Origin of the sequence: Stenotrophomonas sp. NPDC047960, assembly GCF_043204395.1 — a bacterium.
GTDB lineage: Bacteria > Pseudomonadota > Gammaproteobacteria > Xanthomonadales > Xanthomonadaceae > Stenotrophomonas.
Genome location: NZ_JBIDBX010000003.1, coordinates 131307 through 143802 on the forward strand (window position 1 = coordinate 131307; position 12496 = coordinate 143802).

Annotated in this window: 9 protein-coding genes and 1 other RNA gene; 7 read left to right on the forward strand and 3 right to left on the reverse strand. The window is 68.2% G+C overall.

Annotated elements, in window-relative coordinates:
* Positions 1-25: 25 nt before the first annotated feature.
* Positions 26-514, forward strand: coding sequence for a DM13 domain-containing protein (locus ACGFZ3_RS08605; protein ID WP_392919211.1), 489 nt, complete (start codon positions 26-28; stop codon positions 512-514).
* A gap of 4 nt (positions 515-518) precedes the next feature.
* Here ACGFZ3_RS08605 and rnpB read toward each other — a convergent pair.
* Positions 519-870: RNase P RNA component class A (gene rnpB, locus ACGFZ3_RS08610), an RNA gene on the reverse strand.
* 129 nt (positions 871-999) lie between these two features.
* Here rnpB and ACGFZ3_RS08615 point away from each other — a divergent pair.
* Complete coding sequence (locus tag ACGFZ3_RS08615) at positions 1000-1929, forward strand: hypothetical protein (protein WP_392919213.1); 930 nt, start codon at positions 1000-1002, stop codon at positions 1927-1929.
* Here ACGFZ3_RS08615 and rsmI read toward each other — a convergent pair.
* Positions 1917-2738 (reverse strand): 16S rRNA (cytidine(1402)-2'-O)-methyltransferase, encoded by an 822-nt coding sequence (gene rsmI, locus ACGFZ3_RS08620; protein WP_392919216.1) that lies wholly within the window; start codon positions 2736-2738, stop codon positions 1917-1919. The two genes, ACGFZ3_RS08615 and rsmI, sit on opposite strands and share 13 nt — an antisense overlap.
* Before the next feature lie 68 nt (positions 2739-2806).
* On the opposite strand from rsmI, the gene ACGFZ3_RS08625 reads away from it, so the two are divergent.
* From ACGFZ3_RS08625 to ACGFZ3_RS08645, 5 genes are all read left to right on the forward strand, one after another.
* Positions 2807-4528: a penicillin-binding protein activator gene (locus tag ACGFZ3_RS08625; protein ID WP_392919219.1), complete on the forward strand. Its 1722-nt coding sequence runs from the start codon at positions 2807-2809 to the stop codon at positions 4526-4528.
* A gap of 4 nt (positions 4529-4532) precedes the next feature.
* Positions 4533-4913: a YraN family protein gene (locus tag ACGFZ3_RS08630; RefSeq protein ID WP_392919222.1), complete on the forward strand. Its 381-nt coding sequence runs from the start codon at positions 4533-4535 to the stop codon at positions 4911-4913.
* 42 nt (positions 4914-4955) lie between these two features.
* Positions 4956-6341, forward strand: a complete 1386-nt coding sequence (locus ACGFZ3_RS08635; protein WP_392919225.1) for an FAD-binding oxidoreductase — start codon at positions 4956-4958, stop codon at positions 6339-6341.
* Positions 6342-6478: 137 nt separating this feature from the next.
* Positions 6479-8965, forward strand: coding sequence for an autotransporter outer membrane beta-barrel domain-containing protein (locus tag ACGFZ3_RS08640; RefSeq protein ID WP_392919228.1), 2487 nt, complete (start codon positions 6479-6481; stop codon positions 8963-8965).
* Positions 8966-9009: 44 nt separating this feature from the next.
* On the forward strand, positions 9010-11478 hold the full coding sequence (locus ACGFZ3_RS08645) for an autotransporter outer membrane beta-barrel domain-containing protein (RefSeq protein ID WP_392919231.1): 2469 nt from the start codon (positions 9010-9012) through the stop codon (positions 11476-11478).
* Between the two features lie 38 nt (positions 11479-11516).
* Here the strand turns inward: ACGFZ3_RS08645 and thiL are convergent, their stop codons facing one another.
* Positions 11517-12488, reverse strand: coding sequence for a thiamine-phosphate kinase (gene thiL, locus ACGFZ3_RS08650; protein ID WP_392919234.1), 972 nt, complete (start codon positions 12486-12488; stop codon positions 11517-11519).
* Positions 12489-12496: the final 8 nt, after the last annotated feature.

The following is a 12496-nucleotide window of genomic DNA, read 5'->3' on the forward strand; positions in this document are numbered from 1 at the left end:
AGCGCCCCGCCATTCGAGATCTTTGATGAACCGACGACTCACCCTGTTTCTTGCCACCCATGTACTCACCCTGGCAGCCGGCTTCGGTGGCGGCGTATACCTGCTGCCGGTCCTGACCGCACCGAAGGGCCCCAGCGCCGCCAGCGTTGCCGACGCAATGGCCAACAGCCCCCATGCAGCCCGCTTCCGCCGTGACCTCAAGGGCAGCGACGCAGTGCACTGGGCCGACGGCAAGGTCAGCGTGAGCCACGACCGGATCGCCTTCGATGGCCGCATGGGCCCGGGACCGGATTACAAGGTGTACCTGTCGCGCGAGTTCGTTGACACCCGGGGCGATTTCCTGCGGATCAAGCAGGACGCCACGCTGATCGGTGAAGTGAAGACCTTCAATCGCTTCCTTCTGGAGGTGCCCGACCACGTGGACATCGAGGACTACACCACCGTGGTGGTCTGGTGCGAAGCCTTCAGTCAATTCATCTCGGCGGCGCAGTACCGGGCGGGACCGGGATCCTGAAAAGAGGCAGAGCCGGCCGATAAGCCGGGTTTTGTCGTGGACAGTCATTCTTCTAGGCGCCACGTCACCGTGGCGCTCAAGCAACCTACCCGGTCCCGACGCGGGCCGCGCCATGAGGACCCTATTTGGTCTTGCTCCAGGTGGGGTTTGCCGTGCCGGTCTGTTGCCAGACTCGCGGTGCGCTCTTACCGCACCATTTCACCCTTACCGGCTCCCCGGAGGGAACGTAGGCGGTATCTTTCTGTTGCACTTTCCGTCGGCTCGCGCCGCCCAGGCGTTACCTGGCACCTTGCCCTGCGGAGCCCGGACTTTCCTCGGCATTCCCGAAGGAATGACGCGACTGCCTGGCCGACTCTGCCAGGAACATCATCCCACAGCGTGCCGCAGGTGACCAGCGCACTGCGGCCCGCGACCAGGGAGGAATTCTGGAAGTCGTTGGCAGCCGGACCGTACAGGCTTGCCACACCAATCCCTGGAGCGCCCGCATGATCCGATCTGCATCGCCCGCCACCACCGCGTCGTTACCGGCCGCCCCGGCAGCCGAGGTTCGCCACCCGGTCCGCACCGCGCCCTCTGCCCCTGATACCGTCAGCAACGCCCCGTCCACCTGGCCAGAAGCGTCCGCGCCTTCGTCGGCAGTGCTCATGGCGCGTATTGCGGAAGGAGATGCTTTTCTGTGCCAGTGGATGGCGCAGCGTCCCACCCGCTGCGCGGATCCGCCCGGGCGGCAACGCGTCATCCATACCATCGAAACCCTGGAGGAACTCCGGGGGCTGCTGGCCCGCCGCGCCAGCACCACCCTGCATCGTTGGCTGGACGAACTGGACAGTGGCGCCAGGCTGGACCCGGGCAGGCTGCAGCTGCGCATCCAGCACGCGGGCCTGACCGAGGTGCTGCGCGGGATGCGCGTGGGCGAACTGTCGCCCACCCAGCGCCTTGAGCTGTACAGGGTACTGCGTGACGTGGGCAGCCGGCCCGCCACACTGCGTGCTTTGCTTGGCCTGAGCCTTGAGGAAGCAGACACGCCCGAGATTGTGGATGTAGAGAGCGATGCGCCCCACAGCGGCACGCGGGTACGCGATTTCGCGCCAACGCTGGATCTGCTGCTGCCACCCGCGCGCGCCACCGCTCTGCAGCAGGCTACCGCCGCGCTCGACGCAAGCCGGGGTAGCGACAGCACCGCAGCACGTGCGACGCGCGACGCCTGCCGCGAACGCGTCCGCCGCTTGGCAGCAGAAGCCTACCAACACGCCGCGATGGTCAACCGCCGGTTTGGTTTCACGAGCACCGTAACCGCGTGGGGTCACATGGCCAGCTCCAGCCAGCGCCAACCGCAGGTGAAGCTGCTGGAATCACTCTCCAAACCAACAGCACCAGCGGCACAGGGGCATGTGCCCGACATTCAACTGCCGTAGAGCGCCTTGCGGGGGGCGCCGGTGAGTTCCGCGGCCAGTTTGGCGGCGGTGGAAGGCGGCAGGTGCTCACTGAGTTTCGCGTACAGGCGCCGGCCCTGGGCCAGCTGGGACTCCTCGTCGTTGGCCGCGCCCTGCACCATCACCACGAATTCGCCCTTGCGCTGGTTGTCGTCGGCTTCGACCTGCTGCAGCAGGCTGGCCAGGTCGCCGTCCAGCACGGTCTCGAACAGCTTGGTCAATTCGCGCGCCACCACCGCTGGCCGTGTGGCGCCAAATGCGGCAACCATGTCCGCAAGCGACTCCGCGATGCGGTGTGAGGATTCATAGAACACCAGCGTGCGGGTTTCCCCCGCAAGCGCCTGCAGGCGTTCGCGGCGGCCGGAACCCTTGGCCGGCAGGAAGCCTTCAAAGGTGAAGCGGTCGCTGGGCAGGCCGGCCACGCTCAGTGCGGCAATGGCCGCGCAGGCGCCGGGCACCGGGCTGACCCGGATGCCCGCCTCGCGCGCGGCGCGGACCAACCGGTAGCCGGGATCGCTGACCAGCGGCGTGCCTGCATCACTGACCAGCGCCAGTGATTCGCCGGCCTGCAGCCGCGCCACGATGCGCTGGGCCAGCGCCTCTTCGTTGTGGTCATGCAGCGCAACGAGCGGCTGCTGGATACCGAAGTGGGCCAGCAGCTGGCCACTGCGGCGGGTGTCCTCGGCGCAGATCGCAGCCACCGAGCGCAGCACCTCCTGCGCCCGCGGCGTCAGGTCGGACAGGTTGCCGATCGGGGTGGCAACGACATACAGCGTGGGGACAGCACTCATCGCAACGGTACTCACAGGTCAGGGGTAGAATCCTAACGTGTACGAGCCACCCTCGAATGGACCTGATCATGAACAAGCCCGCCGCACGCCTCTCCGCCCTGTCGTTGTCGCTGCTGCTGCTTGCCGGCTGCGCCACGACCAGCCTGACCAGCGCCCCGGAATCGCCGGCGCAGAGCCAGGCGCTGGTGCTGATCGACCAGGGCAGGCCGCGTGATGCCGCCGTGCAGCTTGAAGCGCTGGCCAACACCCTGCGCGGCAACGCCCGCGCCGCCGCGCTGGCCGATGCGGCCTTCGCCTGGCACGAGGCCGGCGACAACGCCCGCGCGCGCAGCCTGCTTGCGCAGGTCACGGCACGCCAGCTCAGCGGCGTCGGACTGCAGCGCTTCCACCTGACCAGCGCCGAGCTGGCCTTGGCCGACAAGCAGCCCGCACAGGCCCTGGCGTTCCTGAAGGAATCCTCCGATACGGTCGCCCCACCGCTGCGCACGCGCTGGCAGCTGGCCCGCGCCGATGCACTGCAGGCCACCGGCGATGCGATCGGCGCGGCTACCGAGCGCGCCCGCGCGCATGCGGCGCTGACCGGCCAGGCCCGCACCGACAACCAGCAGGCCATCGCCGGGCTGCTCGGCACCCTGGATGATGCCACCCTGCGCGCGCGCGCCGCCGCGCTGCCGGCCAACGAACCGCTGTACAACTTCGCAGGCCGCGCCCTGATCGCGCGCGGCCTGCCGCTGCCGCGCCCGTTTGATCGGGACGGTGTGGCCCAGTTCGACACCAGCAAGCGCCCGCCCGCGATGAGCGATGGCTACCGCCCGCCGGTGAAGATGGCCGTGCTGCTGCCGCTCAGCGGCCGTCTGGCCACTGCTGCCCAGCCCGTGCGCGACGGCCTGCTCAGCGGTTACTACGGTGAAAGCCGGCAGCGCCCGGACATCCAGTTCATCGATACCGTCGGCACGCCGGCCGGTGCCGTGGCCGCCTATGACAAAGCCGTCGTTGCCGGGGTGGACTTCATCGTCGGACCGCTGGGCCGCGATGAAGTAGACGCGGTATTCGGCCGCACCGAACTGCCGGTGCCGGTGCTGGCACTTAACCGTGGCAAGAGCAGCCCGCCTGCCGGCAGCGCTGGTTTCTCGCTGGCCCCGGAAGACGACGGCATCATCGCCGCCGAATACCTGCGCGGCCGCGAGCGCAGCAAGGTCCTGGTGATCCACAGCAATGACGACAGCGGCCGCCGTACTGCGGCCGCCTTCCGCGAGCGCTTCACCCAGCGCGGCGGCCAGGTGCTGGCCACCGTGGGCGTGAGCGACACCGTGGGCGATATCGGCGCGCAGGTGCGTGCGGCCGGCGCGGTGGATGGCGTGCTGTTGGCGGTAAAGGCACCGCAGGCACGCGCGCTGGCCCCGCAGCTTGCACTGGCCGGCGCGGGCGGTGCCACCCGCGTGGGCACCTCGCAGCTGACCCTGGGCACCGGCAAGCCGGAAGAAGACATGGCACTGGACGGCATCGTCTACCCGAACGAGGCCTGGAACGTGCGCGGCGTCGCCGGCCTGCCGTCGGCCGCTACCGCCGGGCAGATCCTGCCGAGCGCGCGCGGCGCGGCCGGTCGCCTGTTCGCCTTCGGTTTCGACGCCTGGAAGATCAGCGCCTACCTGGACAAGGTGGCCACCGAAGGCGGCCTGGCCGGCGCCACCGGCACCCTGTTCCTGGACAGCAACGGCAATGTGCTGCGGGTGCCGGCGTGGTCGACCTTCAGCGGCGGCCGGCCGATGCCCGTAGCCAGCAACAACTGACGCCGTGCCCACCGGACGGGCACAGCGTGGGGCGGCGGTTGAAAGCGCCGCGCTGGCGCAGCTGCGGCGCGCCGGACTTGCCCCGGTTGCCCGCAATGTCCGCTACAAGGGCGGTGAACTGGACTTGGTGATGCGCGAGGGCGACACTACCGTATTCGTGGAAGTGCGCTACCGCGCCACGGCCGATTTTGGTGGCGGCGCTGCCTCGGTCGATCTGCGCAAGCGACGCAAGCTGGTGCTGGCCGCGCAGCTGTTCCTGCAGTCGCACCCGGCGCTGGCGCAGGGGCCCTGCCGCTTTGATGTGGTCGATGCCAGTGGCGACCCGCCCCGGCTGGACTGGTTGCGCGATGCGTTCCGGCTGGAAGACTGTGGTTTTGATCGATGATGAGGAGGGCCGCCCCACGGGCGGCGCTACCGGATGGCTGGAATGACGACGACCCTGCCTGCTGGATTTTCCGCCACCCTGCTGGCACTGCTTGGCGAGGATGGCTGGCGGACGGATGCCGCCACGCTGACCGCGCACGCGCAGGACAACTCCTGGCGGCATGCCCTGCCCAACGGCGTGGCATTGCCGCGCGAGCGCGGGCAGGTGGTGCAGATCGTCCGCGCCTGCCGCACGTATGGCGTGCCGGTGGTGGCGCGCGGCGCCGGCACCGGCACCACCGGCGCGGCGGTACCGGTCAACGGCAGCATCGTGCTGTCGTTCGCGCGCATGAACCGCATCCTTGCCATCCAGCCGGGCGACCGCTGCGCGGTGGTCGAACCCGGCGTGCTCAACGGCGACCTGCAGCACGCGCTGGCGGTGCACGGTCTGTTCTGGGCACCTGACCCCTCCAGCGCCGAGATCTGCAGCATCGGCGGCAACCTGGCCTGTAACGCGGGCGGCCCACGCGCGGTGAAATACGGCACCAGCCGCGACAACGTGCTCGGGCTGGTCGCGGTCACCGGGACCGGTGAACTGATCCAGTGCGGCGGCGCCTATACCAAGGACGCCACCGGCTACGACCTCACCCACCTGCTGGTGGGCAGCGAAGGCACGCTTGCGCTGATCGTGGAAGCCACGTTGAAGCTGACCCCGTTGCCGGTGACCCAGGCCGGGCTGCGGGTGCTGTACCGCGACGCGGACGCGGCGGCGGCGGCGGTGTCGCGGCTGATGGCGCAGCCGGTGGTACCGACCCGCCTGGAGTTCATGGATGCGCGCAGCCTGGAGCTGCTGCGCCGCAACGGCGCCGAGGTGCCGGAGGCCGGTGCAATGCTGCTGGTCGAGGCCGATGGCGATCACGATACCCTGCCCTATCTGCTGCAGGCCCTGGCCACGGCCGCCGAAGGCGAGGGCATGCTGGCGCTGGACGTGGCAATGGACGGCAGCGCGCGCGAGAAGCTGTGGGCCGCGCGCAAGGCACTCTCGCCGGCGTTGCGCAGCATCGCCCCGGGCAAGATCAACGAAGACGTGGTGGTTCCGGTATCGCGCATTCCCGATCTGGTGGCCGGGGTACAGGCGCTTGCCCGCGACTACGCGCTGACCATTGTCACGTTCGGTCATGCCGGCAATGGCAACCTGCACGTCAACATCCTGTACCACCCTGACGATGCGGACGAGAACGCACGTGCGCACGCGGCGCTGCCGGAGATCTTCAGGCTGACCCTGTCACTGGGCGGCACGCTGTCGGGCGAACATGGGATCGGCCTGGCCAAACGCGACTTCATGGCACAGGCGTTCACTCCCGCCACGCTGACGGCGATGCGTGCGATCAAGCACGCTCTGGATCCGGACGGGATTCTCAATCCAGGCAAGGTGCTGCCGCCGGATTGATCGGCTGAGCCTATCGTTGGAACGGCGCAAAGGCGCACGCACGTCACGCTTCGATTGGGACGCTTGCAATTCATTGTATGGGCGCCCTGCGCCTGGCTACGCATTCTCGTCGCCCCTTCGCCCCCTGAAGTACGACGATGACGCCACCCCGCAGTACCGCCCCTTCCCCGCTTTCGATGCGACCGCTGGCATGCAGCGTGATGCTTGCGCTGCTGGCACTTCCGCCGGGCGGTCTCGCCGCACGGGAGCTGGATGGGGAAGATCAGGAGGCGGTGGTGGGCGACGGCGACGGCGCCGAGGCGTGGACCCTGCGCAATGGTGCACGGCTGGTGGTGCACCTTGGGCAGGCGCGACTGATCGACGCCGACAGCGGCTCGCATGTCACCCTTTCCGGCGCCCGGGTTACCCGCAACGCGTACGACAACATCACCGTGCGGCTGAGCGGCGGTGCGGCCCTGGAGGCTGTTCGCACCAGCTTCATGGGTGGCGGGGTCTGGCTGAAGGGCCCCGCCTCGGCCCACCTCGTCAACAGCAGCATCCGGATGGACAACCTGGGCGCTGACTTCCGTGGAAGCAGCGTCGCCGTGAGCCTGCTTCCCCATGGAGACGCGGAGCCAGGGGTGATGCATGTCGTCCTGGATGGCACCGAAGTTCTCGTCCGCGACGTGGAGGGACTGGCGGACCGCGACAGCGGAATCGGCGTCCGCATGGACCATGGCCATGTTGAGATCGTCGGCGGTTCGTCCATCGACGTGGACAATGTAGGCGTGCTGTTCGAAAGCCTCATGTCCAGGGAAGGGGTCGGACGGTTGCGCCTGGACGATTCCACGATCCGCACGGGACGGGGCGCGGCCATCCAAGTCGGTGCACTCTACCGCGATCACACCGACCGGATTTACGACATCGAAATTGCCAACGGCGCGCAGCTGATTGCGGGCAATGGAGAGATTCTGCGCGTGAATGGCCTGCCCGATACGGGACGGCGCTGGGTCAACTTCACCGTCGATGACGCGCAGCTCGCCGGGAACATCAACGTAGACGCGCCGGATGACAGCACGCGCGTCGACGTCGCCCTTCGCAACGGGGCCAGGATTGACGGCCGCTTCTTCAACGTCGCGTCGGCCGCCATTGGCAGCCACAGCACCTGGCGGTTGACCGGCGACAGCAACGTGGGCCAGCTGCAGCTGGATGCCGATGGCACCGTGGCGCTCGGCAATGGCCGCACCTTCAACACCCTGAGCGTGGATGACTTCACAGGCAACGGAGGCACGCTGCTGTTCAACACGGTCCTCGGCGATGACCATTCGTCCACCGATACGCTTCGGATCATCGGCGATGCCAATGGCCAGGCCGGCGTACGCGTGCGCAACGCCGGTGGTGCGGGGGCCGAGACCGCGCAGGGAATCCGGCTGATCACCGTCGGTGGCGAGTCCAATGCCCATTTCGACCTGATCGGTCGCGCGGTCGGCGGACAATACGACTACTTCCTGCACAAGGGTACGGACGGCAACTGGTATCTCCGTTCGGAGATGACCCCTGTTCCGGACCCGTGCGCAGTGGATCCCAGCCTGCCCCAGTGCGATCCGGTTGATCCGGTTGATCCGGTTGATCCAATTGATCCAATTGATCCAGAGGATCCAGCTGATCCGAGCGATCCGAGTGATCCGGGTGGACCGGGTGATCCGGGTGATCCGGTCGACCCCGCAGATCCCTCCCCCGTGCTGCGACCGGAAGCGGGCGCGTATCTCGCCAACCAGTTCACCCTGCACCACGTGCTGCGACACACCTGGCGCGACCGCGACGGTCGCTCTGGCTCGAAAGCGCGCGCCTGGTCCAGCATTGACACGACCCACAGCAGGCTGGGCGCGATGCAGGACCAGCTCGCCCTGGAGGTGGATCGCTCCCGCCTGCAGATCGGTACGGATATCGGCCGGTTCGACGCCGACCGTGGTCGCGTTGGCGTCATGCTCACTGCGGCGCAGTCGGATGCCACCTCGCGCTCGCGGCTCACCGGGTACCGCGCGCGCGGCAAGGTGGAAGGCGGCGCCGCCGGCGCCTACGCCAGCTGGAGCAACCACGCGCTGTATCTGGACGCTTCGGTGCAGCGCGGTCGGTTCGGCCACCGCATCGAAGGCGATGGCCTGAGCGTCGAGCGCCACGACACCGACCTGCTGCAATCTGCGGTGGAGGCGGGTTACAGCTTCGGGATCGGCACGCTGGGCGCGATGGCAATGCGCCTGCAGCCGCAGGTGCAGCTGGTGCATACCGCAGCCTCAAGCGTGCACCACCGCGAAGCCAACGGCACCGTGGTGCGCAGCATGGGCGGGAACGGGCTGTCCGGGCGGGTCGGTCTGCGCCTCCAGGGCGACGCCACCGGCAGCAGTGCACCTGCGCTCCGCCCGTGGTTGGCCGCCGACTGGTACCGCGACGGTGACCCCGGCGGCATGGCGTTTGACGACGAGGTGCTGGACTCCAGCGCACCGCGCAACCGGTATGCAGTAGACGCCGGTGCGCGCGTGGCATGGCGAACCGGGCTGGCCACATCGGCCGGCATCAGGCACATGCGCGGCGATGGCGGCTTCCGTCAGACCCAGGTGCAGCTGGACCTGGCCTACCGCTGGTAGGCCAGGTCCGCACCGATTCCCTCCCCCCACAGGATCACACCCTCATGTCTACCCACTGCGGCGCTCGTCGTCGCATTCCTGCACTGCGCCCGCTCGCCCACGCCGTGGTACTGGCGGCGACCAGCTTCTGGTGCCTGCCACTGTCTGCACGCGACCTGGACAACGAGTTCCATGAAGTCGGCTATGGCGACCACCCCGAACTATGGCATCTGACCAACGGCGCATCCCTGTTCGTCAATGGGGGCGATACCTACAGCATCGACGCAGAGAACGGCAGCCTGGTCACGCTGAGCAATGCACGCGTCAACCTGGGACCATCGGCCTCCCATTTGATCCAGCTGCGCTCCGGGTCGGAACTGATATCCAGTTACTCCCAGATCAGGGGCGCCGGCGTGCGCGCGTGGGACAGCTCAAGTGTTTACCTGCATTACAGCACCGTGCGCATCGCAGAGGACACGCCAGACTCGCTCGCCAACATCGGCATCGTCATGGTCGGCAGCAGCCGCGAAGCGAATGTGTCTTTGGTGGGAAGCAGCATCCACGTGCTGGACAAGCCGGCCGATCCCCACTACATGCGGGGCCTGGGCATCCGACAGGGTGCGGGGCGGGTGCACCTTGAACACGGCTCGTTGATCGATGCGGGCAACGTCGGTGTGATGCTGCACGATAACCGGGACCACGCGACCCTGACCGTGGACGCCTCCACGATCATTTCCCGGCGCGGCGCGGCCATCGACGTATACGATGCCAACTACAGCTACGACGTGCGCGTCGCCAACAACGCCACGTTGAGCGGTGGCGATGGCCATCTGCTGCGCGTCCACAATTCGGTCGACGGCGACGGAGCCGGCCAGCCCCACGTCCTGTTTACGGTCGACAACGCAAGACTGGACGGCGACATCACCCTGGATCGCAGTGCTGGCTACGGGCGCATCGACATCCGGCTGGAGAACAATGCCCGCCTCACCGGTCGCTTCACCAACGTCAGCTCCACCAGAGTCGGCAGCGGCAGCAGCTGGCTGCTGACCGGCGACAGCAGCGTTTCCTATCTCGCGCTTGATGGCAACGGTACTGTGGCGCTGGGCGATGGCAACACGTTCAACGCGCTCAGCGTCGCCAGATTCGACGGTGACGGCGGCACGCTGGTGTTCAACACGGTCCTGGGTGATGACACCTCGGCCACCGACACCCTGGTGGTCCGCGGCGATGCCAGCGGCCAGGCCGGTGTGCGCGTGCTCAACGCCGGCGGCGCGGGCGCGAAGACCGACCAGGGTATCGAACTGATCCATGTCGCCGGCCAATCCAACGCCCAGTTCGATCTGATCGGTCGTGCCGTGGGCGGGCAATACGAGTACTTCCTCGTCAAGGGTATCGATGGCAACTGGTATCTGCGCTCGGAACAGCCAACGGCACCGGACCCGTGCGAGATCGACCCCACGCTTCCGCAATGCGGGCCGACGGATCCCGTAGATCCGGTTGATCCGGTTGATCCGGTAGATCCGGTAGATCCCGTTGATCCGGCTGATCCGGTAGATCCGGTAGATCCCGTTGACCCGGTGGATCCCATTGATCCGATCGACCCCGTAAACCCGATGCCCGTGCTGCGACCGGAGGCGGGCGTCTACCTGGCCAACCAGTTCGCACTCCACCATGTGCTGCGCCACACCTGGCGCGAGCGCGACGGTGAACGGGCGAAGGGGGCCGAAGGTGTCCATGTGTGGGCGGGCATCGACGCGACCGACAGCCGGTTGGCGGTCGTGGCCGATCAGCTTGACGTCACACAGGAGCGCTCACGCCTGCAGCTGGGCGCGGATATCGGCCTGTTCGATGCAGGGCGGGGACGGGCGGGCGTGATGCTGACCGCCGCAAGGGCGGATAGCACGTCACAGTCGCGCCTCACCGGCTACCGGGCCCGGGGTTTGATCGAAGGCGGTGCCGCCGGCGTGTATGGCAGCTGGAGCAATGACGTCGTTTACCTGGATGCGTCGATGCAGCACGGCCGGTTCCGCCACCGCGTCAAGGGCGATGGGCTGGACGCAGAGCAGTACAGCGCCCGCCTGTGGCAGTCCTCGCTGGAAGCCGGCTACCGCATCGGGATCGGGCAGCTGGGCGCGATGGCGGTGCACCTGCAACCGGAACTGCAGCTGGTGCATGCCGTTGCCGGATCCGTCGAACATCGCGAAGTGAATGGCACGGTGGTGCGCAGCCTGGGGACGGACGGACTGTCTACCCGGCTGGGCGTGCAGCTTCAGGGCAATCCGCGCGACGACAGCGGCGCACGGATCAGTCCGTACCTGGCGGCCAACTGGTATCGCGACGACACGCGGGCCGGGATCGCGTTCGACGATGCGCTGCTGGAGGCAGGTACGCCGGCCAACCGCTACGGGCTGGATGCCGGTGCGCGTTTCGCCTGGCGTCCGGGCCTGTCGGCGTGGGGGGGCATCAGCCACGTGCGCGGCGATGGCGGGTTCCGCGAGAGCAGCGCGCGCCTGGGGGTTGGCTGGCGCTGGTGAGAAAGGCAGCGGACCAACCGTCCTCGCTACCGTCCGGTTTACAGCTCGGTGAAGTGCTCATAGCCGCGCTGGCCATCCAGCTCGGTGCCGGTGGTGACGCCCTGGCCTGCCACGATCCCGCCGATGCGGGTCAGTGGCAGCGCCAGGCGCGTGGCCAGCGCCTCGATCGCCAGGCGCTGCGCCGGCGCGGCGGTGAAGCACAGTTCGTAGTCATCGCCACCGCGCAAGGCCGCGTCGCGGGCATGCGCCAGGCCGACGCGCGCACGTGCGGCGGCCGACACCGGCAGGCACTCCGGATCCAGCTGCGCACCGACACCGCTGCGTTCACAGATGTGGCCGAGATCAGCCAACAGGCCATCGGAGATGTCGACGGCCGCATGTGCCACGCCGACCAGTGCGCTGCCCAGTGCAACGCGCGGCGTTGGCCGGGCCAGGCGCTGGCGCAGGTAGTCGACCGGCGCGTCCTCGGCGGGCGTGCGCACGTCAAGGGTTCCCCCCTGCCAGGCGCGCAACGCCACGGCCGCATCGCCGAGCGTGCCGCTCACCCAGACATCGTCACCCACCTGTGCGCCATCACGGCGCAATGCCGCGCCGGGAACCACCTGCCCCATCGCCGTCACCGACAGCGACAACGGCCCGCGCGTGGTGTCACCGCCGACCAGCACGATGTCCTGGACGTCGGCCAGGGCGAAGAAGCCATCAGCGAACGCATCAACCCACTCCGGATCGGCATCCGGCAGCGACAGCGCCAGCACGCACCAGGCCGGTCGCGCGCCCATCGAGGCCAGGTCGGACAGGTTCACCGCCAAGGTCTTCCAGCCGATGTCGTACGCCGGGGTTTCAGCGGGGAAATGCACACCGCTGTTGAGCGTATCGGCAGTGACCACCAGCTGCTCGCCGGCTCGCGGTTGCAGCAGCGCGGCATCGTCGCCGATGCCGAGCACCACATCGGCGCGCGCGCGGGTGCGCGTGCGGATGCGTTCGATCAGGGAGAATTCGGCGAGGGACATGGGCGTTC